Genomic DNA, 26,542 nt, shown 5'->3' with positions numbered 1-26,542 from the left:
CTTGAGGAGTACCATCCCCAGCTCCTGGTGGGCCATCACACGGCCGCGCAATCGCAAGGATACCTTGGCCCTGTCCCCATCACTCAGGAAACGTACCAGGTTGCGCAGTTTTACCTGGTAATCCCCTTCCTCCGTCCCTGGACGAAACTTGATTTCTTTAACCTGAATCTGCTTCTGGTTTTTCTTGGCCGCGGCAACCTGCTTCTTCTTCTCGAAGATCGATTTGCCGTAGTCCATCAGTTTGCAAACAGGGGGTACTGCATCGGCGGAAATTTCCACCAAATCCAGTTTGGCCTCTTCAGCCTTAAGAAGCGCGTCTTCAATTGACACAATCCCAAGCTGTTCACCTTCAGCCCCAATTAACCGAACCTCGCGTGCCGAGATATTCTCGTTGATCGGGGCTTTCGGTGCAGCTCGTTTATCTTGTCTCATTTCACGCTTAATAATAATTACTCCGAATCTGGGCGACCACGCCGGGAAACCGCTTGCGCGAGAAACTCAGCGAACTGGGCGACGGGCATCGAGCCCAGGTCAGCACCTTCACGAGTACGCACAGCGACAGTCTGCATCTCGACTTCCTTATCTCCGATTACCAAGAGATAGGGAACCTTGAGCAAAGTATGCTCGCGGATTTTAAAGCCGATCTTTTCATTTCTCAAGTCGGACTTGGCACGAAATCCGCTTTCGTTGAGAGTTTTTTCAACTTCTGCAACAAAATCTGCCTGTTTATCAGTGATATTCATGATCACCGCCTGGGTCGGCGCGAGCCACGCAGGGAATGCACCTTCATAGTGCTCGATCAAAATACCGACGAAACGCTCGAAGGAACCGAGGATCGCACGGTGCAACATCACTGGGTGTTTGCGGCTGTTGTCTTCGGAGACGTATTCAGCGCCCAAACGGACAGGCAGGTTAAAATCGAGCTGCAAGGTACCACATTGCCAGACGCGACCGAGGCAATCTTTTAGCGAAAACTCGATCTTCGGACCGTAGAACGCACCCTCACCCGGCTGTAGATCGTACGGCAGGCCCGCAGAATCAAGGGCTGCAGCCAATGCGGCTTCAGCGCGATCCCACAGCTCGTCGGAACCGACGCGTTTTTCCGGACGAGTGGACAGTTTCATTTCGACGTCGGTGAAGCCGAAGTCGCGATAAACGTCCATGGTCAGCTTGATGAATGCAGCGGATTCGGCTTGCATCTGCTCTTCGGTGCAGAAGATGTGGGCGTCGTCCTGAGTGAACGCACGCACACGCATGATGCCGTGCAGCGCACCCGACGGCTCGTTACGGTGGCAGGCACCGAACTCTGCCAGACGCATCGGCAGCTCGCGGTAGCTCTTCAGGCCTTGGTTGAACACCTGCACGTGGCATGGGCAGTTCATCGGCTTGATGGCGTAGTCGCGGTTTTCCGACTGCGTGGTAAACATGTTGTCGGCGTAGTTGGCCCAGTGCCCGGATTTCTCCCAGAGGCTGCGGTCAACGACTTGAGGGGTTTTGATCTCAAGGTAGCCGTTGTCACGCTGGATCTTGCGCATGTACTGCTCGAGCACCTGGTACAGCGTCCAGCCGTTCGGGTGCCAGAACACCATGCCCGGGGATTCTTCCTGGGTGTGGAACAGGCCCAGACGCTTGCCGATCTTGCGGTGATCGCGCTTTTCAGCTTCTTCGATGCGCTGGATGTAAGCCGCCAGCTGCTTCTTGTCTGCCCAAGCGGTGCCGTAAACGCGCTGCAATTGCTCGTTCTTGGCGTCGCCACGCCAGTAGGCGCCCGACAACTTGGTCAGTTTGAAGGATTTCAGGAAGCGAGTGTTCGGCACGTGCGGGCCGCGGCACATGTCGACGTATTCTTCGTGATAGTACAGACCCATGGCCTGTTCGTTCGGCATGTCCTCGACCAGACGCAACTTGTAGTCTTCGCCGCGGGCCTTGAACACTTCGATCACTTCGGCGCGCGGAGTGACTTTCTTGATGACGTCGTAATCTTTCTCGATCAGCTGCTGCATGCGCTGTTCGATCGCAGCCATGTCGTCCGGAGTGAAAGGACGTTCGAAGGCGATGTCGTAATAGAAGCCTTCGTCGATGACCGGGCCGATCACCATTTTTGCAGTCGGGTACAGCTGCTTGACCGCATGCCCCACCAGGTGAGCGCAAGAGTGGCGAATGATCTCCAGCCCCTCTTCATCCTTTGGCGTAATGATTTGCAGGGTCGCGTCGCTGCTGATGATGTCGCTGGCGTCGACCAGTTGACCATTGACCTTGCCGGCCAGTGTGGCTTTGGCCAGGCCAGCACCAATGGATGCAGCGACCTCGGCTACGGAAACCGGGTGATCGAATGAACGTTGACTGCCGTCGGGAAGAGTAATAGTTGGCATGGCGCCTCCTCTCCTAGTGGTGACCCCTACCAAAGGTCACGTGGGTTGGGATGAGCCAGTACAAGATCCGATCCAGGCCATTCAATGACGAACGCCTGCCTTACAGCGGCAGGAGCCTTGCGGCCAACCGGAAAACCGAACCAGAGTGACTGGGATTCAAATCAGAAATATTCGCACGTTGACCGCGTCCGGGACTGTAGGTCATCCGGCGCCTGAGAACGCTTGAGCCCGGCATGCTAGCACAGATGAGCGGTCACTTATGCCTCTGTTTGATCAGAAGGCAAATCGTCCGTTTTTATGCCAGAGTGCTGAACTTGATCGGCCTTTCAGCCCTCAGATAACAAGACATTGACCCACAAGGAGCATCCTCGCATGCGTCTGAATACCCTGTTCGCCGTCGTCGCCCCTATCGTTATGCTGCTGCCGTTGACTGCCCACGCCGATTGGCCAAAGGGCGAGCGCGAAAAGTACATGGCGCAGTGCACTCAGGCTGCGACCCAACAAATCGGTGCTGCGGCAGCGAAATCTCATTGTGCTTGCGGCGCTGACGCCATCAAGTCTTATCCGGCCAGCGACATTCAGGCGCTGATGGACAACAAGGCTACTCCTGAATTGCAGCAGAAAGCGCTGGGCCAAATCGCCAAATGCAAGGCAAATACCCCGGCGAAAAAGTGATCAAAAAAGTCTTTTGAATCGGCTCAGCGCCTCTAAAAAGGGCTGAATTTGAGCCTTTTCAGAGGATTTATGCAGGTTTTACAGGTTTTTTTATTGTCTTTACCTTCCGCGCAAACCCTTGTAAACCGGGGCTTCCAGCCGAAACAGGCAGTAAAGAAAACACGACTGATTGGCAAACAGCACGTCCGGGGGGCTACCAAAGCGAACATTTCGACTATGATACTCCGGTGTGCCCAGTTGGCCTGAGCAGCACAGCACTACTGAAAATATATGTTTCTTGGAGATACACCATGTCTAATCGCCAAACCGGCACCGTTAAATGGTTCAACGATGAAAAAGGCTTCGGCTTCATCACTCCTCAAGGTGGCGGTGACGACCTGTTCGTACACTTCAAAGCTATCGAATCCGACGGTTTCAAAAGCCTGAAAGAAGGCCAGACCGTCTCCTTCGTGGCTGAGAAAGGCCAAAAGGGTATGCAAGCTGCACAGGTTCGCCCAGAGTAATTTCTCGGCGCACTAAAAAAACCCCGTCCATGTGACGGGGTTTTTTATGCCTGCAACAAAAGCCTTGTGAAATCAGCCGCAGTTAACGCGGGTGATCACCAGGTTGTTGTCGGTGTTCAGGTTCAAGCGATCGGAACGGTACTCAAGCGTGATCATGTCGTTCGGCTTGAGGAAGCGGGCATTCTGCGCGCCTGCTTTGGTGCGGGCTTGCTCCAGCAGTTCCGGCGAGGCTTTCTTGCCGATGGTGAATTGCGCTGCCGAAGCATCACAGCGGCTGTGACCCGCTTCGGTCGCCACGGAATCCTTTGCCGACTCGCTGGAGGTCGTGCTGCAACCGGCCAACGTGGCAGCGGCCATAAGTGCACCCAGTGTCGCGAACTTCAAAGGCATGAAGCCTCCTTATTTCAAAAAGTTAAGCTGAGATCGTGCGACCGCCATTCCGGCGTTTGGTTTCACGGCCGATGCCATCACCCTGCCCCACGATCGGAAAAACGCCGAGTGTGCCTGAGCGGCGTTCATGTCTTCATCAATCAATCGTGACTGAATATTAACGGCGCTCAATAGACGTCGATGTAGTCAAACGGCGGATTCGGCCAGTTGTCCTTGAGCGCGTTGAAAATCTGCATCACCCAGACCTCATCACTGGCCGCGACATTGCCCACATAGCCCGAGCCCTTGGCCCAGGTTTCGAGGCGAAACAACAGTCCGTCGATATTCTGCCCACCGGTAATGCCCGAAGAAAGGTAAGCGATGCCGCCCTTGGTTACGCGCAGTTGCGTGTGTTCGTCATCACTGGCTGAAGCGAGCAACTGGCGCACCGCGTCGAGCGTAAGGCCGTCAGGGGTATTCAAATCGATCTGCACAGCACGATCCTTGGAAAGCCGGAAAAGACCAAGTGTCGCATAGCGCTCCGCTCATGCCTAAGTCGCAGTGCCAAACGCCCGACAAAATGGTTAACTCGGCACACAGACTTCCCGACTTTTCGAGCGCACCTCATGACCACCATCAGCATCGACGCCGACATCAAAGCCAAATGGGCAGACGGACACAGCTCCTATAGTCCGGGGACGACAGAAGAGCTGGCGCTGATTGGCATCGATCTATTGGTCAAAGAGCTGGGCACGGAAGCGGCCAAGCAATTCATCAAGCAGATTTTTGAGCGTTACCCGACTGAAAAAGTCGAGCACGCAGAGAAGGCGTGAACTCTCGCTGGAGTAAAGGTTTAGGGCGTCTGCGCGGGCCTCTTCGCGAGCAAGCTCGGCTCCTACAAAACTGCGTGAATTTGTAGGAGCTGAGCTGGCTCGCGAAGGCGGCCTTACCGACGACGCGCCTTCTGCGAGCGCGAATGCTTTATTTCAGACGCTTCAGGCGCTCGGTGAGCAAGTCGAAGAAGCCCTGAGCGTCACCGTTTTCAACCCAGAAGGCATTCTTCGGCGCTTTCAGGCCGTCATACCAGTCAACAACGGTCTGGCCGAAAGTCGGGCCTTCACGGCTATCAACCACGACATTCACCGAACGACCGGTGAACAGCTCAGGCTTGAGCAGGTAAGCGATGACGGTAGCGTCATGCACCGGGCCACCCGGGATGCCGTAATGCTCCATGTCGCCTTTGATGTACTCGTTGAGGATGTCGCCAACAATCTTGCTCGCATTGTTGTTGAGCGCAGCGATCTGCTTCAAGCGCGCGTCACTGGTGAGGATCTTGTGGGTCACGTCCAGCGGCAAGTAGGTCAGTTTCACGCCGCTTTTGAGTACCACTTCAGCCGCTTGCGGATCGGCAAACAGGTTGAATTCGGCCACCGGGGTGATATTGCCGCCATTGAAGTGCGCACCGCCCATGATCACCACTTCCTTGATGCCCTGCACAATCTCGGGCTCCTGGATCAACGCCAGCGCCAGGTTAGTCTGCGGGCCGAGCATGGCGATGGTAATGCTGTGCGGCTTGGCGCTCTTCAGGGTATCGATCAAGTAGTTGACAGCATTGCCTTGCGCCAGGCCTTTTTTCGGCTCATGCACGGTGACACCCGACAGGCCTTCCTTGCCATGGATGTTTTCGGCGTAGATCGGCGTGCGCATCAGCGGCTTCGGTGCACCGGCGTAAACCGGCACATCCTCGCGCCCTGCCCACTCGCGGGCCAGACGGGCGTTACGCGAGGTTTTGTCGAGACGCACGTTGCCGGCAACGGTGGTCAGCGCGCGAATGTTCAGTTCTTCTGGCGAGGCCAGTGCGAACAGCAAAGCGACCACGTCGTCAGCACCCGGGTCGGTGTCGATGATCAGGTCGATTTTTTCCGCCGCCTGAGCGCCGGTGGCAGTGATGACGGACAAAAGCAGCAGACTCCGGAGGAAATGGTGCAGTTTCTGAGCATAGCGTTGCATGGCGCATTCCTTGTGCTGGTGAAATCAAAAGTTAGAAGGTGACCCCGGCGACCAGCACGATGTTGCAGTACGGCTGGCATTCGCCCGTACGAACAATCGCTCGCGCCTGTCGGCTAAGCACCTTGAATTGCTCATGACTGAGCAGATCGCGGCGCCCCAAAGCGCCCTCTTCGTTCAACGCGTCCAGCGTGTTCAGCGCCGTCGGTTGCTTGTCGAAAATTTCTTTGGCTAGCGCATGGCTTTCCACCTGCATCTCGCTGAGCACGACTTTCAACGTGCTGACGAAATCCGGCACGCCGTGGGTCAGCGCCAGATCAATCAGCTCGACACCCGGCGGCACCGGCAGCCCGGCGTCACCGATGACGACCATGTCGCCATGGCCCAGGGAGGCGATCAGTCGCGACAGGGCGACGTTGAGCAGAGGAGTCTTTTTCATGCGGGTTTAAACGCCTGTACGTCGGATTGGGTGGGAATGGACGGTTGCGCTCCGGCGCGAGTGACCGACAGCGCGGCGGCAATCTGCCCGTAGCGAATCGCTTCGGCCTCGGACTTGCCAGCGGCCAGCGCAGCGGCGAAACCACCGACAAAGGTGTCCCCCGCTGCCGTGGTGTCGACGGCTTTCACCTTCGGCGCGGGGAAATGCTCGAAGCTTTGACCGTTGGCGAACAGCGAACCTTGCGCGCCGAGGGTGATGATGACTTTGCCCGCGCCCATGGCGATCAGGTGGCTGGCCGCTTTTTCTGCGGACTCCAGCGAGTCCACCGGCAATCCACTCAACGCGGTCGCTTCGCTTTCGTTGGGAATCAGGTAATCAATGGCGGTGAACCAGTCAGCGGGCAGCGGGCGGCTAGCCGGTGCCGGATTGAGGATCACGGTTTTGCCGAGTGCGCGGGCACGTTTGAGCGCATGGCCCACGGTTGCGTCGGGAATTTCCAGTTGGCAGATGACCACGTCGGCCGCCTGCAACACCGCATCGAACTGGTCGATCACCGCAGGCGTCATCGCGCCATTGGCACCGGCGACGATAACAATGGCGTTCTGACTGTTGTCATCGACCACTATCAACGCCACACCGCTGGAATCCTCAACAACGCTTACGGCCTGGCAATCGATCTGCTCGGCCAGCAAGGCGTCGCGCAATTGCACGCCATAGTCATCGTTGCCCACGCAACCGACCATCGCCACCTGGGCGCCCAACCGGGCAGCAGCGACGGCCTGATTGGCACCCTTGCCGCCGGAAACCGTGGCGAAGGAATGACCGATCAGCGTTTCACCGCCGACGGGAAGGCGTGGCGCCCGGGTCACCAGATCCATGTTCAGGCTGCCTATTACCACTACATTTGCTGGCATACATCACTACTCGTCAATTCGGTTTCAGCGGTATTCAGTGAACACGCCGGACAGCGGCGCGGTCGATTCGCGCAGGACAATACTCGGGGTCACGATGCGTTGATCGGTGCCCAGATTCGGGGTGGCAATCCTTCGCAGCAGCACTTCCGCGGCCATCTCGCCCAGTTGCAGGATCGACTGGCCGACGGTGGTCAGTGCCGGGTACACGTAACGGCTCATCTGGATATCGTCGAAGCCGATCACCGACAACTCGCTCGGCACGCGCACGTTGCGCTCAGCCGCCGCACGCAACACGCCGATACCGATCATGTCGTTACCGGCGAAAATTGCGCTCGGAGGATTGCTTTCGAGCAGGATCGCCGCCGAGTTGTAGCCGCCGGTGCTGGTGAAATCGCTTTCCAGCATGCGTTGCTGCCGGACTTCGATACCGGCCTCTTTCAGCGCCCGGCAATAACCGGCCTGACGCATCTGCGCCACGCTGGTAGTCGCCGGCCCGCCGATGGTGGCGATGTCGCGATGGCCCAATTCCAACAGGTGGCGAGTCGCGAGGTAAGCGCCGTATTCGTGGTCGATGCGCACCAGATCCGCGTCGACACCGTCCAGTCCCCGGTCGACGATGACCATCGGCGTTTTAACACCGGCCAAGCCTTGCGCCAGACCGCTGTCACCGCCGGCGGAGGCGACGATCAAACCGTCGATGCGTTTTTCCAGCAGCACGCGTAAATAACTGCGCTGCTTTTCCGGGTTGTCGTCGGAGTTGCAGAGGATCACGCAGTAGCCGTTACGCTCGCAATAATCCTCGATGCCCCGCGCCAGCTCGGCGAAGTACGGGTTGAGACTGTTCGGCACCAGCAGGCCGATGGTCGCAGTGGTTTTGGCTTTCAGTGAGCGCGCCACGGCACTCGGCACGTAGTCGAGGCTCTTGATCGCCGCCTCGACTTTCAGCCGCACTTCCTGGCTGACTGGCCGGGTTTTGTTCACCACATGGGACACGGTCGTGTAGGAAATCCCCGCGAGCGCCGCCACATCCTTGATCGTTGCCATAAGTCTCTCTCAGCCCCGTCGACTGGCGCGTTGACTGCGATAAGTGTCGAGTACCACGGCAATGACGATCACCGCACCGGTGATGATGCGCTTGGTCGGCTCGCTCGCGCCAATTTGCGCCAGACCGGCCGCCAGCACCGAGATGATCAATACGCCAAAGAACGTGCTGATCACCGAACCGCGTCCGCCCATCAGGCTGGTGCCGCCGATGACCACGGCCGCAATCACTTGCAGCTCAAGGCCGGAACCGGCGTTCGGATCCGCCGCTTCCAGACGCGAAATCTGAAACAGCGCCGCGATACCGGCCAGCAACCCCATCAGGCTGAACACCAGAATCTTGTACGGCTTCGGATTGATCCCGGCGAGGCGCACGGCCTCTTCGTTGGTGCCGATGCCGATCAGGTAGCGACCGAACACGGTGCGGGTCAAAACTGCTTGGGCAATGATGATCACCAGCAAAGCGATGATGAACGACGGCGAGATACCGAACGCCACCGGATTCGACAGCCAGGCGAACGAGTCACCGATGTACGCGGTGCGCGACCCGGTCATCTGATAGGCCAGACCCCGAGCCATTTCCAGCACACCGAGGGAGACGATGAACGACGGAATACGCCAGGCCACGGTGATCGAACCGGTGACGGTACCGGCCAGTGCTGCCACTGCCATGCCGAGCAACGCCGAAGGCAATACACCCCAGCCCCAACCGAGAATCGCCACGCTGACCGTCGACGCCGCCAGCGCCAGCACCGAGCCCACTGAGAGGTCGATGCCGCCGATGATCAGCACGAACGTCATGCCGACCGCCAGCACCATCAAGTCCGGAATCTGGTTAGCCAACGTGCTGAAAGTGTTATAGGACAGGAAATGGCTGCTCAAAACCGAGAACAGCGCAATCATCGCCAGCAAGGCCCCGGCCAGGCCCAGATAAGTGCCCAGACCGTAGAAATTGCCACTACGTTTGCTGGCAGGAGATGCAGTTTTCATGGGAGATCCCTAGGCGCCGCTTCGTTGAGCAACGCATCACGTTTTTGGTAGCCGGCGAATGCGGCGGCAAGCAAATCATCCTGAGTCCAGCTGTCACGCTCGAAAGTGTCGATCAGGCGCCCCGCCGACAGCACACCGATGCGGTCGCAGATCAGCATCAACTCACGCAGATCGCTGGAGACCACCACCAGCGCTTTGCCTTGGCGAGTCAGTTCGCCGAGCAATGCATAAATGTCGAATTTGGCGCCGACGTCGATGCCTCGGGTTGGCTCGTCGAACAGCAGTACCGAGCAATCGCGCTCCAGCCAACGGCCGATCACGACCTTCTGCTGGTTGCCACCGGACAACTCTGAAACAAGCTGTGTCGGGCTCGAACTGCGGATGCGCATGGCGTCGATCTGACGCTTGGCCAAGGCGATTTCATCGCTGTTATTAACGACGCCGCCACTGGAAATTTCCGGCATGTTGCCCAGTGCGATGTTGGCGCTGATCGACTGACTGAGCAGCAGACCTTCGCCCTTGCGATCTTCGGTGATCAGCGCGATACCGTTGCGCACGGCATCAACCGGCGAACGAATGCTGACTACTTTGGCGGGCGAACCGAGGGCGATGGTGCCGCTGTCGGCCAGATCCGCACCGAAGATCAGCCGCAGCAGTTCCGTGCGCCCTGCCCCGATCAATCCGGAAATCCCGTAGATCTCGCCAGCGCGCACTTCGAAGGAAACGTCGCGAACCTTGTCGGAGCGAGTCAGGCCGGTGACCGTTAACGCCGGCGCGCCAATATTGCGCGCGCCCATGTCGATGTGCTCGCCCAGCTCGCGGCCGACCATCAGCGTGACCAGTTGCTCGCTGTTGTAATTGGCCATCGGCTCGACGCAGACCAGATTGCCGTCACGCAGCACGGCAATGCGCTGCGCCACACGGGCAAGCTCTTCGAGGCGATGGGAGATGTAGATGATCGAGACGCCGCGCGCTTGCAATCGGGTGATCTGCTCAAAGAGCATTTCGACTTCGCGCGCCGTCAGCATCGCGGTCGGCTCATCGAGAATCAGCACATGGCAATCGCCGATCAGGTTGCGGGCGATTTCAACCATCTGCTGATGACCGATGCCCAGCTCGCCGACCAGTGTGTCCGGGTCGATCGCGTCGAGGCCGACTTGCGCCATCGCTTCGATCGCCGCTTTACGCAGTTGCTTGCGACTGATCCAGCCACCGTTGCTCGGCAAGTTGTCGAGAAACAGGTTCTCCGCCACCGACAAGGTCGGCAACAAATTGAGTTCTTGCATGACCATGCGCACGCCAAGCTCTTCGGCCTGAGTACGACTGCCCGGGCGATAGTCCTTGCCCTGAAACTGCATCTGGCCGGTGGTCGGAGTGACCAGTCCGCCAATAATTTTCGACAAGGTGCTTTTGCCGGCGCCATTCTCGCCGGTCAGCGCCAGCACTTCACCGCGCATCAGCGTCAACTCGATGCCGGTCAGCACCGGTTGCGCATAGGTCTTACCGATACCGCTGACCGAGAGGACAGCGTTCGGGGCGGAAACTGACATAAAAACTCTCCATGCGCTCGCCCGGACGGACGAGCGCCGTTGTGCCGCCAGAAGACTTACTTGGTGACCAGCTCGACCGGCGTTTCGATCACGCCATTCGGGCCGCTGTCGACTTTCTCGCCTTTGATGATTTTCAGCGCGGTCTCGATGCCGAATACAGCTTGTTTGGCAGCGAACTGGTCAGCAGTGGCGAGCACACGACCGTCCTTCAGCATCGGCTTGATCGCGTTGATGTTGTCGTAACCAACGACCTGCACCTGACCAGCCTTGCCGGCGGCACGTACGGCGGAAACGGCGCCAACGGCCATGCTGTCGTTACCGGCCAGCAGTGCTTTGATGTCCGGGTATTCGCTGAGGATCGAGGCGGCAACCTTGTTGCCCTTGTCGATTTCCCAGTCGCCGGATTGCAGCGAAACCACTTTGATCTGCGCCGCGTCCATCGCGTCCTTGAAGCCTGCGGTTCGTTGCTGGGCGTTGGTGGTCGTCGATACGCCTTCGATGATGCCGACTTCGTCACCGGCCTTGAGCTGCTTGGCCAGGTATTCGCCGACCAGACGCGCGCCTTTACAGTTGTCCGGGCCTACGAAAGGCACGCTGATGTTTTTGCTTTTGACGATGGCCGGATCAAGCTGATTGTCGATGTTGATCACGGTAATACCGGCGTCGACGGCTTTCTTGATCACCGGCACCATGGCCTTGGAGTCAGACGGCGCGATCACCAATGCGTTGACCTTGGCGAGAATCATCTGCTCGACGATGCGCGTCTGGCCGGCGGTATCGGTTTCATCTTTGATGCCGTTGGAGATCAGATCGAAATCGGCGGAGTGTTCTTTCTGGTAGGCCTTGGCGCCGTCTTCCATGGTCAGGAAGAATTCATTGGCCAGGGATTTCATGACCAGTGCGACTTTAGGTTTTTCGACAGATTCGGCGAACGCCGAGGAGACAGGTAGCGCGGCGGCGGTGGCAGCCAGCATAGCGACAGCAAGAAGACGTCCAGCGAATGGCAGCTTCATGGGTTCACTCCGATCTTATGATTATTGTGAGCAAAGGTTGCGCTGGCGTAAGCTTCGTGGTCTTCCCTACAAGGGAAACCAGCCGTTAAAGCCGCGCAAACGTTTGCGTAGACCGAACTATGCGAATCCCGCCGACATTTGTCAATAAACAGAAATCAGTATTTTGCGGCAGGGCAAGTCATCGGACTCGCCCTCGCCTCATGCCGTGGTATTGACCACGCTGCCGGTGCTCGAACCCTTGGCCATCTCTTTGACCAGGCTGGCCGCCACCTCCATAAGCGCTGCGTTGGTATCGGCGATCTGCCCCTGAATCGACATGACCGCGGTGGTCTTGGCTTCCGGAGTTGGATACTTCGCGGCTTGCGCGGCGGCTAGTTGCTGCTGCTGTTCCTGCAACTGCTTTTGCAGTTCCTGCATGCGCTTGAGCAGCAGTTTTATGGTGACGCTTTGATTGCCGCCGCTGTCAGCCTTGCTCTCTTCCTGCGCCGGCCCACCGGTTCTCACCGTTTTGCTATCAGCCTCTTCCTTGCCCACTGCGTTGGGTGACGCTTCTGCATCCGCTTTGGCCAGCGCATCGATCGTTGCCGCCGTTTTACCACCGATGGTGACCGCGCCGGGGTTGGCAAAACCGACTGTCAGTGACATGTGAAACTCCTGAAAAAATGGATTCCTTGAACAGGCATCGGCCTGCCTGACGCTTTCTTTAATAAGACGCTGAAAACGTCGGACTCCCGACAGGCAATCAACATCGCCATGCTTTTCGGTGAGCCGAACATAAAAGCCCGTTCTGTTCGGAAAGCCGGATATGCACTTGGTTACGACACGCTATCGATCGAATAAATCCTGATATAAATCATGAACTTAAACATTTTTCTCAAGCACAGTACGAATGGTACAGATCCTGCTCCCTACCCTGCACCCCGGCATCCAGATCGGCCGGGGCGCATCTAGATGAACCTGCATCAGCACCGTCTCACTACTAGAGAGAAAAATAATGAAATCTGCTTTCAACACTTTGGTTCCGGGCGCTTTGGCCCTCCTCATGCTCCTGCCCACCGCCCTTCAGGCAAAAGAAGTCGAAACCCAGGCAAAACTCGCCAACGTCGTGGTACTTGCCACGGGCGGCACCATTGCCGGCGCGGGCGCCAGCGCTGCCAACAGCGCGACTTATCAGGCGGCCAAGGTCGGCGTCGAGCAACTGATCGCCGGCATTCCCGAGCTGAGCAAACTGGCGAACGTGCGTGGCGAACAAGTCATGCAGATCGCGTCCGAAAGCATCACCAACGACAACCTGCTGCAACTCGGTCGTCGCGTCGCCGAACTGGCTGACAGCAAAGACGTCGATGGCATCGTCATTACCCACGGTACCGACACCCTCGAAGAAACCGCGTACTTCCTGAACCTGGTCGAGAAGACTGACAAGCCGATCATCGTTGTCGGTTCGATGCGCCCAGGCACCGCCATGTCCGCCGATGGCATGCTCAACCTGTACAACGCCGTGGCCGTGGCCAGCAGCAAAGACGCGCGCGGCAAAGGCGTACTGGTGACCATGAACGACGAGATCCAGTCGGGTCGCGACGTCAGCAAAATGATCAACATCAAGACCGAAGCATTCAAAAGCGCCTGGGGCCCGCTGGGTATGGTCGTTGAAGGCAAATCCTACTGGTTCCGCTTGCCTGCCAAGCGCCACACCATGGATTCGGAATTCGACATCAAGAACATCAAGAGCCTGCCTGACGTAGAAATCGCCTATTCCTACGGCAACGTGAGCGATACGGCCTACAAAGCCCTGGCCCAATCCGGCGCCAAAGCGATTATCCATGCCGGCACGGGCAACGGCTCGGTGTCTTCCCGCGTGGTGCCAGCGCTGCAAGAGCTGCGCAAGGAAGGCGTGCAAATCATTCGTTCGTCCCACGTCAACGCCGGCGGTTTTGTTCTGCGCAACGCCGAACAGCCTGACGACAAGTACGACTGGGTGGTTGCTCACGACCTGAACCCACAGAAAGCCCGCATCCTGGCGATGGTCGCGTTGACCAAAACCAACGACAGCAAAGAGCTGCAGCGGATGTTCTGGGAATACTGATTGACCTTCGCCCGGTCTTCTCTTGATCGGGCACACTTCACACCACTCGTTTACCGGGCGAGTGGTGTGAGGCTTACGACCCTTCTGCATCTTTCCTACAAAAAAATCGACTCGCCTCACATTAAAATCAAAAAACCGCTGTCAGAGGATTTTCTTGAATTTTAAGCAGTTGCGAAAATGCCTACAGTTAAATACTGTATGCACGTACAGCTTAATAAGGATAACCTCGTGGCCACCTCCCCTGATGCTCCTGACGCCTTTGAACGCATGGGTATGCGCGTTCAAAAGATCATCAATTCCCCTACCGCACAAAAAGCCAAAGCCGCACTGATCTTCCGTCTGCCGGACGAGCCGATGGATGACTGGGAGCGTTTGCTTGAGGAAATCGACGAGAACGACAACGTTACCCTCGCCTATCGCGACGATGGTGGCGTGCAGATTTTTTGGGTTGTGCCGAAGGAAGATTGATTCAATGAGTGTCCGCTGTTTTGTTTTGCTGTTGTTGTCGTTCATCGCTTTTGGCGCACAGGCCGGAGCGCCACGCACGTTTTCTGAAGCCAAGAAGGCTGCGTGGAAGCTCTACGCGCCGCAGTCCACGGAGTTTTATTGCGGGTGCAAATACACCGGTAACAAAGTGGATTTGAAGGCCTGCGGTTATGTGCCGCGCAAGAACGCCAAGCGTGCGTCGCGCATCGAATGGGAACACATCGTCCCGGCCTGGCAGATTGGCCATCAGCGCCAATGCTGGCAGGACGGCGGCCGCAAGAATTGCACGCGCTACGACCCGACCTATCAGAAGGCTGAAGCCGATTTGCACAACCTGGTGCCGAGCATTGGCGAGGTCAACGGCGACCGCAGCAACTTCAGCTACGGCTGGTTGCCGGTGCAATCCGGTCAATACGGTTCGTGCCTGACCCAGGTCGATTTCAAAGCAAAGAAGGTCATGCCCCGCCCATCGATTCGCGGCATGATCGCCCGCACCTATTTCTATATGAGCAAGCAATACGGCTTACGCATTTCGAAACAGGATCGGCAATTGTATGAAGCGTGGGACAAGACTTACCCGGTGCAAGACTGGGAGCGTCAACGCAATCAAAGCGTGGCGTGCGTGATGGGGCGCGGCAATGAGTTTGTCGGCCCGGTGAACATGAAAGCCTGCGGTTGATCGAACGCGCAAAAGAAAAGGCCTCGAACGTGATGTTCGAGGCCTTTTTTGTGGCTAGCTGCCGGCCTTGTTGTAGCGCCAGTAACCCATCAGATTGAGCGACTCGCGCGGGATGCCACAGTCTTTGATCAGGTACCTGCGCAAGCTCATCACTGCCGCGCTTTCTCCAGCGATCCAGCCGTAAAAACCTTCGGCGGCGGTTTCGGCGATTTCCCAGAGTATTTCTTTGTCGATATCGACGTCGGCGAGTTCGACAGTCCGACCGATGGATGAGGTGTGGATGGGTGGAACGGCTTTTTGCACCGCCTCAACCATCAATGTACCGGCGGTGGTTTTCTCGCGGATCAGCCACTGCACGGTCAGCCCCGGCCAATCGGGCACCGGCAGCATGTCCTGAGCGCTGTCGACTTCAAAGAACGCTTGAGTCTGGGGCGGAGCGGCTTTCGCGGCCAACACATCAAGAATGCCCATGGCAGCCGGCAACGCGGTGCCGTCGGCGACCAGCAGAACCTGATTAAGGATCTGCGGCGGCTTCCATTCGAAGCCCCCGGCGTCATTGGCCGAGAAGCGCCGGTCGGGCGCAAGGATCTGCATCGAATCCCCCGGTTGCGCACGAAGCGCCCAACGCGAGGCCGGGCCGGTTTCGCCGTGCAGGACGAAATCGATATCCACTTCGCCTTGTTCGGCGCGCAAATGGCGAATGGTGTAAGTGCGCATCGCCGGACGTCGATCGGCGATCATGGCCTTGAAGCGCGCGTACCAGCCTTCACCTTGAGCCAGTCTGGCCGGCGAACCGTCGGCCGCAGGGAAAAACAGTTTTACCCGCTGATCCGGTGCCCAAGTGGCCATGTCGTTGACCGAGGGATGGGCCAGGGTGATCCGCATCATGTGCGGGCTCAGTTGGGTTTTGCGTTGCAGGGTGACATCGAACAGCTGGTAGGGATTGGAGGCCATGCGGAGCTCCTTTGGGAAATCGTGACTGACTCGTATAAGACGAGTCACCTGCGACGTCCTTTAGGGCGCTCCGCTGAAAGGCAGGCTTACGGCGTGATCGGGTGTTCGATCACCACCGATTCAATATTTTGTTTCTTGGCTTTTACCAATGCCGCATCCACTTCTACTTTTCTGGCTTCGGCGTCGGCTTGCGAGTTGAACGGGCCGATCAGAATGCGCGGTTTGCCGCTGCTGTCTTTGATCACCGTCGGGATGAAAGCGTGCTCGATCAACCAGCCGCTCAGGTCGCTGACAGCCTGCGGGGTTTCGCCGCGCACTTCGAGATCCCATTGCGGTGCAGCCGCCGCTGCTGGCGCCGTCACTGCTGCCGTTTGTGGTTTCGGTGCCTCAACGTTTTTGCCTTCACCACACCCGGCCAATACCAGTGCCGCGACCATCCAGACCAATTTGCGCACAACGCTTTCCTCGAAATTCTCAAAGGCGCGATCTTAACATTCAAAAATACTTCGCGAGCCCCGCAAAATGGGCACAAAACAACGAGAATGATGATTGCAGCCTCTGTATAGTTACGCCCTGGGAATTAATGCCGCATCTGCGCGTCAGAAAGAGGCACCCAAACTGTGAGACTTCGCACTAATCTATACGTACCACCGACCTCTGCACTGTCTGAATCAGGTGCCCTACAAAGCAATCAAGGAGAAGACCATGCTGATACTCACCCGCAAAGTCGGTGAAAGCATAAACATTGGTGATGACATTACGATCACCATTCTGGGCGTAAGCGGCCAACAGGTTCGCATCGGCATCAACGCTCCAAAGAACGTTGCCGTACACCGTGAAGAGATCTATCAGCGCATTCAAGCTGGCCTGACCGCACCGGACAAGCCACAAACGCCCTGAGCCTCACAGCAGTCAGTAGCCAGTTAGCTTGCCCGAACGCAATGACTGGCTAAAGATTCATGCGCCGTCCTGCCATCCACCCCCACTTCGTTGGCCACGGCGCTTGATATGCTTTCCCGCCCCGCTTGATCCGCCCTGCCCTCTGTTGAATCCGATACTACCCGCCAATCTTAAGGCTGGATGTCGGACGTTTCCGAGAGAGCACGGGGAATCCGCTCTCCTAGCCGAACGTCACCCCTCGCGCCATTCCTGTTGCGGCGACAACCATCAGCACCAGCAATAGCGCTTCAGCGTGACTGATTCGTGCATAGATTTTTGCCCGCCCGGTATCAATCGGCTTGCCCTTTGCCAAAGCGATCCGCCATTTGATCAACGTAATCATCGGCGCGAGCTCCATCAGCAAAATCAGCACAAACAACGTCATCTTCAGATGGAACAGCGGCTGATGCAGGTAATAGTCGGTGCCTTTTTCATACCCACCGAAGGCCCGCATCCCGCCGGTGATCAGCAGGATCAACGCAGAGACACCCCATAGATTGTCAGCGAGCAAAACCCGCTTCACCTCTCCGGTTCCGGCAGCGAGTCGACTGAACGCCGTCCCGCGCGTCAGTACCGCCCAGAAGCCCAGGGCAAACGCCAGTAGATGAACCGCTGCAAGAAACCAGTGAACCAGCATCGAGACACTCCCCTCAGCAAGAGTCGGAAATCGGCCAGTCAGTAGTAGTCGAAAAAGTAGGGATTTGCTCGCGCAGGTACGTAGGACTTATTACGTCTTTGCGCAGGAAGAAAGGGAGAAGCCAAATCGCAGGCAAAAAAAATCCCAAGCAGCTGATGGAAGCTTGGGATTTAAAAATGCATAAACCGTGGTGGTGAACGCGGGCCGGATGTTACTGAAATTCACAGTCTGTAACAAGGTGTTTTTGATAACCGGTTGGTTAAATAAAACCGTAACCCATTCAATATACGAATTATTTTTCATGGCCTCGGCGACGAACGGTGATCGCTTACCAAGGATTGGTTCGAATTTATAGATTCACAACTGAACCAGTTTTTACGAGCAACCCCGGAGCAGATTCCTTGGAAAGGTCGACTGCATTCGACTTAATCACTTTCCACGCCGAACAACTCACTCAGGCAGAAAAAATGAATTACCTGATTCGGCATTCGGTCAAGAATTGTGAACGCAGTAAATCTGACGAGGTGCAGTAATGACTATCGAAGCAGAGACACTCGTACAACTGACCGAAGCGCTCCAGCAACGCGGCATGACTTTGGTATCAGACGTTGCATTCATCCGAGCGCCCTACCGGCATAACCATCGCTGGGTTTGCAGCGTAGAGTAAATAAACGACTGGATCTGTCTGTGGCAGCAGTCAGGATTGGCGAAGATCCTCGCTCCAAAACGGGCTTTGCAAAAGTTTTGCAAATCGCAGACAACAAAAAAGGGCTCACCTTTCGGTGAGCCCTTCTAGACCGCCCAGCAGAGCGGATTTTGTTTGGTAGGCGCGATTGGACTCGAACCAACGACCCCCACCATGTCAAGGTGGTGCTCTAACCAACTGAGCTACGTGCCTGCTGTGAGGCGGCATTCTACGGAATTCCGGAGGGGTGTCAACACCTTTTTTTCACCTAACCCTATGAATATGCAAAATATTTAATTTCGTGTCGGCGACGAGGATTTTCCGGTGGCTGGCGGAGGTTTTTCAACTCGGGTAGGATCGATGCACTCGTAAAATATATTAAACAGAGGCTGCAGGATGGCGAACACCCTTTACCCAGAGTCCTATTACGCTGCGTCGGCCAATGCCGTACCGCCCCGCCCTGTTTTGCAGGATGACGTGGAGACGGACGTCTGTGTGATCGGCGCCGGGTATACCGGGCTGTCCTCGGCGTTGTTTCTGCTGGAGAACGGTTTTCGCGTGACGGTGCTGGAGGCGGCCAAGGTTGGTTTCGGCGCGTCGGGGCGCAATGGCGGGCAGATCGTTAACAGTTATAGCCGTGACATTGATGTGATTGAGCGCAGCGTCGGGCCGAAACAGGCACAACTGCTCGGGCAGATGGCGTTTGAGGGTGGACGGATCATTCGCGAGCGTGTGGCCAAGTACAACATTCAGTGCGACTTGAAGGACGGCGGCGTGTTTGCCGCGCTGACTGCCAAGCAGATGGGTCATCTGGAATCGCAGAAGCGCCTGTGGGAGCGCTTTGGCCATACGCAGCTTGAACTGCTGGATCAGCGCCGCATCCGCGAAGTGGTGGCGTGTGATCAATATGTCGGCGGCATGCTCGACATGAGCGGCGGGCACATTCATCCGCTGAACCTGGCGCTGGGTGAAGCGGCCGCTGTGGAGTCGTTGGGCGGCAGCATTTATGAGCAATCGCCCGCTGTGCGTATCGAGCGCGGCGCTAACCCGGTGGTGCATACGCCGCAGGGCAAGGTGCGGGCCAAGTTCATCATCGTCGCGGGCAACGCTTACCTCGGCAATCTGGTGCCGGAACTGGCAGCGAAATCGATGCCGTGCGGTACGCAAGTGATCACCACCGAGCCGCTGAGTGATGAACTGGCGAAAGCGCTGTTGCCGCAGGATTACTGCGTCGAGGACTGCAACTACTTGCTCGACTATTACCGACTAACCGGCGACAAGCGTCTGATCTTCGGCGGCGGTGTTGTTTACGGCGCCCGGGATCCGGCGAACATCGAGGCGATCATCCGTCCGAAAATGCTCAAGGCGTTTCCGCAGCTCAAGGATGTGAAGATTGATTACGCCTGGACAGGAAATTTCCTGCTGACCTTGTCGCGTTTACCGCAGGTTGGGCGGCTGGGTGACAACATCTATTACTCGCAGGGCTGCAGCGGTCATGGCGTGACGTACACGCATCTGGCGGGCAAGGTGTTGGCTGAGGCATTGCGCGGTCAGGCTGAGCGTTTTGATGCGTTTGCGGATTTGCCGCATTACCCGTTCCCGGGCGGGCAGATGTTGCGCACGCCGTTTGCGGCGTTAGGGGCTTGGTATTACGGGTTGCGGGATAAGTACGGTTTTTAAATTCGAGCTATGGAAACCCTGTGGTGAGGGGATTTATCCCCGATGGGTCGCGCAGCGGCCCCAAAAAATGGGACTGCTACGCAGTCCATCGGGGATAAATCCCCTCGCCACAAATGCATCTACCAGTTAATCAGAGCTGGTCGCGAGCGATACCGCTACGAATCCGCAGGATATCGGCGAGTACCGCCAAGGCAATCTCCGCCGGCGTCTTGCTGCCAAGGTTAAGCCCGATCGGCGCATGAATTCGCGCCAACTCACTCTCCCCCAGCCCGCCAATCCGACGCAGGCGCTCGAAGCGTTTCTGCGATGTCTGCAGCGAACCCATCACGCCAATGTAGAACGCTTCGGTACGCACTGCTTCCATCATCGCCAGATCATCAATGCGCGGATCATGGGTCAGCGCCACCACCGCCGTATCACGGTGGCAGCCGCCATCGGCAATAAACACCGACGGCAATTGCCGACGAATTTCCACGCCATTGAGCACCACGCCTTCGAGCACTTCGTCGCGCGGATCGCAGAGAATCACTTCAAAGCCGAGGCCGACCGCAAACTCGGCACACGCCTGCGCCACACTGGAGTAACCGGCGAGCAACAAACGTTGCGCCGCGCCGATGCGGATACGCACCCGATCAATCTCACGCTCGATGCGCGCACCCTGCTCGCGATCAGCGAACAGGCTGCGCGCACCGCTGGCCAGATCGACCTCGCGAATTAATCGACGCTGACCAAGCAGCGCCGATTCCAACTCACGCAGATGCGCCTGCACCTCGCAGTCAGCGTCAAATTTCTCAACCAGCACATCGAGAATGCCGCCGCACGGCAGGCTGACCCGCGAGCGCGGATCGTCGCCTTCGCCATAACGCACGACGTTGATCGCATCGAGAAATGCACCTTCGGCGACGCGCTCAAGAAAGTCTTCCTCGACGCAGCCACCCGACAGCGACCCGATCCACTGCCCGCCTTCGTTCACCGCCAGCAGCGAACCCGGCGCGCGCGGCGCCGAGCCGTAGGTGGTCAGCACGGTGCAGAGCCAAATGCGCTGCCCCGCCACCGACCACTCCAGCGCTCGCCGAACCACTTGCAGATCGAGATGCTGCATGTCAGTGCGCCTTGTGCTCGATGGACGGTGCGTCAGCTTGCAGCTTCTGCACGTCGCTCACTGCCAGTTCAGCCGACTGACCACCCCAACCTTGACGCAGGTAGTTGAGCAGATCGGTCAGTTGTTCAGGCTTGAGTTTGTCGGCGAAACCCGGCATCGGCTGCATGCGCTCGAAGCCAGAGAATTTCTGTTCGCCGATACCGTCCTCGATCACGCGCAGCAGGTTGCGCGGGTCTTCTAGACGCAGCGTGGTGTTGCCGCGCATGGCCACCGCGATGTGCGGTTTGCCTTCGCCACCGACCGCATGGCAACCGGCGCAGACGTTCAGGTATTCCTGCTGACCGCGCTGGGCACTGGCGCTGAGTTTCTCGACCGGCACTTCAACCAGCGCTTTGGCTGCCGGCGGTTTGTCGCCAAGCAGGAACGTCGCCATCGCCGCCAGATCCTGATCGCTCAGGCCCTGAGTGCTGTTGTGGAACACCGGGAACATCTCGTTGAACATCGTGCCTTGCGCGCTCATGCCGTGTTTGAGGAACGTGCTCAGATCCTGTTCGTTCCAGCCGCGCGCGGCCAGATCAGTGGCCAGCAGGCTTGGCGCCAGATAACCATTGAGAATGCCGCCCGTCAGGCGCTTGTCCAGTTCCATCGCGCCCGGCAGGCCGCGTGGCGTGTGGCATTCGCCGCAGTGGCCAAGGACTTCGACCATGTACTGGCCGCGTTTCCACGCTTCACTTTTGCCTTCGGCCGGCTCCAGTTTCAGGGCTTTGCCGTACAGCACGTTCCAGCCCATCAGGCCCAGACGCACGTTGAACGGGAAGCTCAAACTGGTGACCGGTGCAGCGCGCTCGATCGGCTCGATGGTTTTCAGGTACGCATGGATCGCGTCCGAATCTTCACGCGGCATCAGGTGATACGAGGTGTATGGCATCGCCGGATACAAGTTCGCACCGTCGCGACGCTTGCCTTCGGTCAGCGCCGCGAAGAACTCGTCATCGTTGTACAAACCGATGCCGTGTTCTTTGCTCGGCGTGATGTTGGTGCCGTAGATCGTGCCGAACGGCGAGACGATCGGCAGCCCGCCGGCAAACGGCGCGCCGCCCGGTGCGGTGTGGCACGCCATGCAGTCAGCGCCGCGGGCGAGATACTCGCCGCGTTTGACCTGATCATCGGCGTGAGCAAACAACACCGGCGCAGCCAGACCGACCGCCAGGGTCAGTCGGGTCAGAAAAAGCTTCATGCTTAACCCTCCTTGACCAGGCCGAGATCGGTCAGCACGTTGCGGGTGGCGTTGTAGTAACGCACGTACCCGGTGCAACGGCAGATGTGATGGCCGAGGCTGTCTTCGATGACTTGCTCGAGTTTGCTTTGCACGGTCGGCTGGCGTTGCAGCTTCTCGACCAGCACGGTCGCGGCGTTGACGAAGCCTGGCGCGCAGTAGCTGCACTGGAACGCGAACTCATCGACGAAACGCTGCTGGATCGGGTTCAGCTCAGTGACCTGACCCGCTTCGTCACGCTTGGCGTGGGATTCGATGGTGCGGACTTTCTTGCCTTCGAAATAATGCGCGCCGGTGATGCAGGTGCGCACTTCTTCGCTGGTGCCGTCCGGGTTATCGACAATCACCACGCAAGCGTGGCAGATGCCTTGACCGCAACCCAGACGCGAGCCGGTGAGGTTTTTGTATTCGTGCAGGTAGTCGATCATCGGCAGGTCATCAGGGATGTCCACCGGGCCGACGGATTGACCATTGAGGGTCAGTTGAAGCGGACGGTTAGCCATTGAGGGCCTCCTTGATGCGCGCTGGAGTGATAGGCAGATCGCGAACACGTTTACCGATGGCATGCGCCACGGCGTTACCGATGGCCCCGACAACCGGGATCATCACCACCTCGGCGATACCTTTGGACGGATCGCTTGGCGACAGTGCCGGGAGAATCTCCGACGTCTGTTTCCACACGGCAACGTGACGCGCCATCGGCAGACGGTAACGGTTGAAGTTCCAGTCACCCTCCCCCGGCCCACCTTCGTACAGCGGCATCTCTTCCATCAGTGCGTGACCGATGCCCATGGCGATACCGCCTTCGAGCTGGCCCTTGACCAATTCTTCAACCAACACACGACCGCACTCGACCCACGAATGGTGGTTGAGCACTTCAACATCCAGCGAGCCTTTGTTGACCTTCAGCTCGACCAGCGTGGCGACCGGGCTGTAGTAAGTCACGGCAGCGTTGTTCAACTGAACAACCGGGTAGTTGATGTTCTGGCGATCCAGCAGATGGAAACCAGACGTGGTCATCAACGCTTTCTTGGCTTTCGGCGCACCATCACCGTATTTCACCGCCAGACCGTCGAGCGGCAGACGCTCGCGCACGCCGTCGATGCTGTATTCGGCCTCAGCCCAGCTCCAGCGGTTGAACGCATGAACGGTGGCGCCGGTGACCAGACCACGCTCGTGAGCGTGCTTGGCCAGTTCTTCGAAGGTCAGCGGCTGCATGCCGTTGGCAGTCAGCTTGCCATCCACCCAGTGCGCATCTTCGCGACGCACGACGTATGGGTTGGCTTGGCCGCCGTAGGGGCCCTGACGCCAGATTTCCATGGCCGCCGGCCACAAGCCGTTGTTGAACAACACGCGGGCTGCTTCACGGGTGGCGTGACTGAAGTAGTAAGCCGAGTTGGTCGCGGACGACGCCGAGGCCAACTTGCCGACCCAGCGCGGGTTGCGCAGCAGGTTATCTTGGTCGGCCTGGCTCATGATGTAAGGGTTGCCGCTGGTGATCAGCTGCATTTCCTTCCATTCGGTTTCGCCAGTCTTCACTTCGTGGGCCGGGCTGCCGAGGAAATCGGCGACGACCAGGGCTTGCGAAGTGGACATGCCGGTGCCGATCTCGATACCGATGTGGCGCAAGGTGATGCGACCGTCAGCGGTGAATTCGATGCTGGCCATCGGCGCTTCAGAACCGGTGCCAAAGTCTTTCTGGCAGATGGCGAAACCAACGCCGTACCAGTTATCCGGGTCAGCGGCTTCGCGTTGTTTCTTGATCGCGTCGCGGTTTTTCCAGACTTCGTGTGCAGCGGCCTTGTCGAGAATCTCGTGCAAACGCAGAGCACCGGCCGGGATCGCGCCCTGGGTGTTTTTCATCCCCGAACGCAGCGCATTTTTGCGGCGCAGTTCGATGGCATCGACGTTCAGGCGATCGGCGATTTCGTCGACCATCATTTCGGTCGCCGCCATGCTTTGCAGGGTGCCGTAACCGCGCATCGAACCGGCTTCAACACCACGCGAGTGATACGCAGTGACTTGCAGGTCGTTCTGCGGCATGTAGTAAATCGACTGCGCAGCCGTGGCGCCCACAGCGGCTACTGACGGGCTGTAGTTGATCCGGCCACCGCCGTCGACGCTCATGTCGGCGAGGAAAATCTTGAAGGTCTGATCGTTCTTGTCCACGGCCAACTGGTAGCGAATGTCGAACGGGTGACGCTTGATGCCGCTCTGGAACTGCTCGTAACGGTCGTTGGCCAGACGCACTGGCACACCGGCGCCGTACAGCGCAGCGAGGGCTGCGTAGTAAACGAAGATGTTGTGGTCTTTGGAACCGTAACCCACGGTGTAACCCGGGTGCATGTTCAGGTTGTCCAGGCCGAAGCGCGACGGCGAAATCATTTTCGCGGTCTCGGTCGCCGCTTCCAATGGGCACTGGGTAGCCACCACGAAATGCAGGGTCTTGGTTTTCGGATCGTACCAGCCGTTGCCGTTGTCCGGCTCCATGGCGGCCGGTTCGATCGACGGCGTCTTGTAGCGCTCATCGAACACCAGCCAGTTGTCCGGCGGCGTGTTGATCTGCCCCTTCATGCGATCGGCGTAGAACAGGCCACGCTCGGTGAGATTACCGTGCAGGTTCGGCTGGGAATTCCACACCGGGCGACGGTTTTTCAGCATCGGGAACAGGATCGAATCCTTGAGGCTGGCGAATTCGTCTTCATCTGCCGAGGTCGGGCCGCCCACGCGCACGTAGCGGAAGCTGCCGTAGGGATCGCCTTCGTAGAACGGCACTTTGGCGCCGTAACGAATCGCTTTGTCATTGAATTTGAGTTTGTTCTTGGCCTGACGGAAACGCTCGAAGTCGTTCCAGATCAGGATCGCTACCGGGTGACCGATGAACATCGGCACTTTGCCTTCAGGCAGCAGCGGATCCGGCGCATGTTCCTCAGGGAAGACGATACCGTCCTTGTCCAGATCGGCAGCGGTGACGATGCGGTCAGGCTGCAGATCGGCGCCAAGCCACGACAGGTCGTAGCCGGCATAGATATGGTCGGCCTTGATGGTTTTCAGCAGCATGGCGTGGCCTTGCTGCTCGGGCCAGCCCGGCATGTCCTTGGAACGGATGTCGCGGGCAAAGACTTTGCTGCCGCAGACTTTCGACAAGGCATCGTTACGCTGGCGCGCTTTGCCGTTGTTGCCGAGCCATTTTTCGGACGGCACGGTCACGCTGTTTTCCATCAAGGCAGCCAGCGCCTGGGTGCTGAGCGGCGTAAGCGTGACGCTCACACCCGCCACCAGCCCGCCCTGGAGGAACGAGCGCCGGGTTATTTCACGGTTGGACATGGATCATCCTCTGGACGGTTATACATCCGCCCTTCTGGTTATCTACTGGGGAATCTCGAGTCTTGCAGAAGCCCTTCTTGGCTAAACGAAGGACGAAATGACAGTGCAAAGCTGACCGAAAGGTTAACTTTAAAGGTTTCTGCGCTCGCAGCAAACAACCAGATACAAATTTCTGACTAAAGAATCAAAAAAGACAATGCGACGTGGCACCGCAGGATGGTTACAGGCATCCCTTGTAGGAGCTGTCGAGTGAAACGAGGCTGCGATCTTTTGATCCTGTTTTTTACGATCAAGATCAAAAGATCGCAGCGTGCCGCAGCTCCTACGGGAGCCGGGTTGCGTGATGGGAGCGGAGGTCAAATTTCAGACACAAAAAACCCCGGTCTCTCGACCAGGGTCTTTGCTATCGATTCCGAATCAACCAACGGTTGCTTTCGGTGCGTCAAGGCGTTCAGTGATCCTTGAAACAGATATGGCGCAGCGGACGGGACTCGAACCCGCGACCCCCGGCGTGACAGGCCGGTATTCTAACCGACTGAACTACCGCTGCGTATCGCTTTGAGCTTGCGCTCAAGTAACTCGTTTTGATTGAAAGCTTCGGTGCTTTTCAATCGCAAACCAGACAAGTCTGATTTGTACAATATGGCGCAGCGGACGGGACTCGAACCCGCGACCCCCGGCGTGACAGGCCGGTATTCTAACCGACTGAACTACCGCTGCGCGTCGGTGCAAGCACTTTCAGCCTACGTTCTTGCTTACGCAAGTTTCTCGGGAGTGACGAGCGTAGTGAAGGGAACGAGTGTAAGGTCTTGTGGAGAGCT

General features: G+C 57.9%; 27 protein-coding genes and 3 tRNA genes. 8 read left to right on the top strand and 22 right to left on the bottom strand.

The features are described from left to right. Both infC and thrS read right to left on the bottom strand, forming a co-directional pair. Positions 1-450 (bottom strand): translation initiation factor IF-3 (gene infC / locus ACIOMO_RS26835; protein WP_401244497.1); only part of this gene is annotated, 450 nt, incomplete at its 3' end. Next, positions 450-2,372: a threonine--tRNA ligase gene (gene thrS, locus ACIOMO_RS26830; protein WP_007913488.1), complete on the bottom strand. Its 1,923-nt coding sequence runs from the start codon at positions 2,370-2,372 to the stop codon at positions 450-452. The genes infC and thrS, both read right to left, overlap by 1 nt. 372 nt (positions 2,373-2,744) lie before the next feature. Between thrS and ACIOMO_RS26825 the strand changes: the two genes are divergently transcribed. Next, entirely contained in the window at positions 2,745-3,047 is a 303-nt protein-coding gene (locus tag ACIOMO_RS26825) for a hypothetical protein (protein WP_212544426.1), read from the top strand. A 290-nt stretch (positions 3,048-3,337) separates the two neighbouring features. Then, positions 3,338-3,550, top strand: a complete 213-nt coding sequence (locus tag ACIOMO_RS26820) for a cold-shock protein (RefSeq protein ID WP_003179963.1) — start codon at positions 3,338-3,340, stop codon at positions 3,548-3,550. A 72-nt stretch (positions 3,551-3,622) separates the two neighbouring features. On the opposite strand, the gene ACIOMO_RS26815 is transcribed toward ACIOMO_RS26820, so the two are convergent. After that, positions 3,623-3,940, bottom strand: a complete 318-nt coding sequence (locus ACIOMO_RS26815) for an I78 family peptidase inhibitor (protein WP_401244494.1) — start codon at positions 3,938-3,940, stop codon at positions 3,623-3,625. Between the two features lie 167 nt (positions 3,941-4,107). After that, positions 4,108-4,413 (bottom strand): hypothetical protein, encoded by a 306-nt coding sequence (locus ACIOMO_RS26810; protein WP_053118997.1) that lies wholly within the window; start codon positions 4,411-4,413, stop codon positions 4,108-4,110. A 132-nt stretch (positions 4,414-4,545) separates the two neighbouring features. Here ACIOMO_RS26810 and ACIOMO_RS26805 point away from each other — a divergent pair, with 132 nt between their 5' ends. After that, positions 4,546-4,752 carry a hypothetical protein gene (locus ACIOMO_RS26805; RefSeq protein ID WP_400754843.1) on the top strand — a complete coding sequence of 69 codons (207 nt, stop codon included), beginning with the start codon at positions 4,546-4,548 and terminating at the stop codon, positions 4,750-4,752. A 148-nt stretch (positions 4,753-4,900) separates the two neighbouring features. Here the strand turns inward: ACIOMO_RS26805 and ACIOMO_RS26800 are convergent, their stop codons facing one another. The 8 genes from ACIOMO_RS26800 to ACIOMO_RS26765 form a co-directional block, all read right to left on the bottom strand. After that, the gene (locus ACIOMO_RS26800) at positions 4,901-5,929 is read right to left on the bottom strand and encodes a nucleoside hydrolase (protein ID WP_401244492.1); all 1,029 of its coding nucleotides are present in this window, start codon (positions 5,927-5,929) and stop codon (positions 4,901-4,903) included. Between the two features lie 31 nt (positions 5,930-5,960). Beyond that, positions 5,961-6,365, bottom strand: coding sequence for a D-ribose pyranase (gene rbsD / locus ACIOMO_RS26795; RefSeq protein ID WP_007913481.1), 405 nt, complete (start codon positions 6,363-6,365; stop codon positions 5,961-5,963). Then, on the bottom strand, positions 6,362-7,279 hold the full coding sequence (rbsK, locus tag ACIOMO_RS26790) for a ribokinase (RefSeq protein WP_401244490.1): 918 nt from the start codon (positions 7,277-7,279) through the stop codon (positions 6,362-6,364). The genes rbsD and rbsK overlap by 4 nt, the downstream gene beginning before the upstream one ends. Positions 7,280-7,303: 24 nt before the next feature. After that, the gene (locus ACIOMO_RS26785; RefSeq protein ID WP_401244488.1) at positions 7,304-8,323 is read right to left on the bottom strand and encodes a LacI family DNA-binding transcriptional regulator; all 1,020 of its coding nucleotides are present in this window, start codon (positions 8,321-8,323) and stop codon (positions 7,304-7,306) included. 9 nt (positions 8,324-8,332) lie between these two features. Beyond that, entirely contained in the window at positions 8,333-9,310 is a 978-nt protein-coding gene (locus ACIOMO_RS26780) for an ABC transporter permease (RefSeq protein WP_053118984.1), read from the bottom strand. Next, positions 9,307-10,860 (bottom strand): sugar ABC transporter ATP-binding protein, encoded by a 1,554-nt coding sequence (locus tag ACIOMO_RS26775; protein WP_053118982.1) that lies wholly within the window; start codon positions 10,858-10,860, stop codon positions 9,307-9,309. The genes ACIOMO_RS26780 and ACIOMO_RS26775 overlap by 4 nt, the downstream gene beginning before the upstream one ends. A 56-nt stretch (positions 10,861-10,916) precedes the next feature. Continuing rightward, positions 10,917-11,873, bottom strand: coding sequence for a sugar ABC transporter substrate-binding protein (locus ACIOMO_RS26770; protein ID WP_401244485.1), 957 nt, complete (start codon positions 11,871-11,873; stop codon positions 10,917-10,919). A 198-nt stretch (positions 11,874-12,071) separates the two neighbouring features. After that, positions 12,072-12,518 carry a hypothetical protein gene (locus tag ACIOMO_RS26765; RefSeq protein ID WP_401244483.1) on the bottom strand — a complete coding sequence of 149 codons (447 nt, stop codon included), beginning with the start codon at positions 12,516-12,518 and terminating at the stop codon, positions 12,072-12,074. Between the two features lie 349 nt (positions 12,519-12,867). On the opposite strand from ACIOMO_RS26765, the gene ACIOMO_RS26760 reads away from it, so the two are divergent. The 3 genes from ACIOMO_RS26760 (at position 12,868) to ACIOMO_RS26750 (ending at position 15,121) form a co-directional block, all read left to right on the top strand. Then, positions 12,868-13,956 carry an asparaginase gene (locus ACIOMO_RS26760; RefSeq protein WP_401244481.1) on the top strand — a complete coding sequence of 363 codons (1,089 nt, stop codon included), beginning with the start codon at positions 12,868-12,870 and terminating at the stop codon, positions 13,954-13,956. Positions 13,957-14,154: 198 nt separating this feature from the next. Next, positions 14,155-14,424, top strand: coding sequence for a DUF1654 domain-containing protein (locus ACIOMO_RS26755; protein ID WP_371262368.1), 270 nt, complete (start codon positions 14,155-14,157; stop codon positions 14,422-14,424). Positions 14,425-14,428: 4 nt separating this feature from the next. Then, a complete protein-coding gene (locus ACIOMO_RS26750; RefSeq protein ID WP_212544416.1) occupies positions 14,429-15,121 on the top strand; it encodes an endonuclease in 693 nt (230 codons plus the stop codon). 54 nt (positions 15,122-15,175) lie between these two features. Here the strand turns inward: ACIOMO_RS26750 and ACIOMO_RS26745 are convergent, their stop codons facing one another. Then, positions 15,176-16,075, bottom strand: coding sequence for a siderophore-interacting protein (locus ACIOMO_RS26745; protein WP_401244479.1), 900 nt, complete (start codon positions 16,073-16,075; stop codon positions 15,176-15,178). 86 nt (positions 16,076-16,161) lie between these two features. Continuing rightward, positions 16,162-16,530 (bottom strand): sporulation protein, encoded by a 369-nt coding sequence (locus ACIOMO_RS26740; protein WP_053118968.1) that lies wholly within the window; start codon positions 16,528-16,530, stop codon positions 16,162-16,164. A gap of 250 nt (positions 16,531-16,780) precedes the next feature. Between ACIOMO_RS26740 and csrA the strand changes: the two genes are divergently transcribed. Further along, positions 16,781-16,975 (top strand): carbon storage regulator CsrA, encoded by a 195-nt coding sequence (csrA, locus tag ACIOMO_RS26735; RefSeq protein ID WP_003179932.1) that lies wholly within the window; start codon positions 16,781-16,783, stop codon positions 16,973-16,975. Positions 16,976-17,195: 220 nt separating this feature from the next. Here csrA and ACIOMO_RS26730 read toward each other — a convergent pair whose 3' ends face one another. Beyond that, complete coding sequence (locus ACIOMO_RS26730; protein WP_053118966.1) at positions 17,196-17,651, bottom strand: DUF2214 family protein; 456 nt, start codon at positions 17,649-17,651, stop codon at positions 17,196-17,198. 821 nt (positions 17,652-18,472) lie between these two features. Then, positions 18,473-18,549 (bottom strand) — tRNA-Val (locus tag ACIOMO_RS26725). Positions 18,550-18,732: 183 nt separating this feature from the next. Between ACIOMO_RS26725 and ACIOMO_RS26720 the strand changes: the two genes are divergently transcribed. Then, a complete protein-coding gene (locus tag ACIOMO_RS26720; RefSeq protein ID WP_401244476.1) occupies positions 18,733-20,016 on the top strand; it encodes an NAD(P)/FAD-dependent oxidoreductase in 1,284 nt (427 codons plus the stop codon). Positions 20,017-20,146: 130 nt separating this feature from the next. On the opposite strand, the gene ACIOMO_RS26715 is transcribed toward ACIOMO_RS26720, so the two are convergent. The 6 genes from ACIOMO_RS26715 to ACIOMO_RS26690 all read right to left on the bottom strand — a co-directional run bounded on the left by ACIOMO_RS26715 (position 20,147) and on the right by ACIOMO_RS26690 (position 26,441). Further along, positions 20,147-21,118 carry an XdhC family protein gene (locus ACIOMO_RS26715; RefSeq protein ID WP_053118962.1) on the bottom strand — a complete coding sequence of 324 codons (972 nt, stop codon included), beginning with the start codon at positions 21,116-21,118 and terminating at the stop codon, positions 20,147-20,149. A gap of 1 nt (position 21,119) precedes the next feature. Beyond that, positions 21,120-22,355: a cytochrome c gene (locus tag ACIOMO_RS26710; protein WP_053118960.1), complete on the bottom strand. Its 1,236-nt coding sequence runs from the start codon at positions 22,353-22,355 to the stop codon at positions 21,120-21,122. 2 nt (positions 22,356-22,357) lie between these two features. Further along, positions 22,358-22,897 carry a (2Fe-2S)-binding protein gene (locus tag ACIOMO_RS26705; protein WP_053118958.1) on the bottom strand — a complete coding sequence of 180 codons (540 nt, stop codon included), beginning with the start codon at positions 22,895-22,897 and terminating at the stop codon, positions 22,358-22,360. Continuing rightward, positions 22,890-25,721 (bottom strand): xanthine dehydrogenase family protein molybdopterin-binding subunit, encoded by a 2,832-nt coding sequence (locus ACIOMO_RS26700; protein ID WP_212550465.1) that lies wholly within the window; start codon positions 25,719-25,721, stop codon positions 22,890-22,892. Before ACIOMO_RS26700 ends, ACIOMO_RS26705 begins: the two co-directional genes overlap by 8 nt. Before the next feature lie 473 nt (positions 25,722-26,194). Then, positions 26,195-26,271, bottom strand: a tRNA-Asp gene (locus tag ACIOMO_RS26695). A 93-nt stretch (positions 26,272-26,364) separates the two neighbouring features. After that, a tRNA-Asp gene (locus ACIOMO_RS26690) sits at positions 26,365-26,441 on the bottom strand. Positions 26,442-26,542: the final 101 nt, after the last annotated feature.

The sequence above is a fragment of the Pseudomonas sp. NPDC087804 genome (assembly GCF_044742965.1).
Classification (GTDB): domain Bacteria; phylum Pseudomonadota; class Gammaproteobacteria; order Pseudomonadales; family Pseudomonadaceae; genus Aquipseudomonas; species Aquipseudomonas rustica.
The sequence above is the reverse complement of the archived record's forward strand: the minus strand, read 5'-3'. Positions and strand labels throughout refer to the sequence as shown.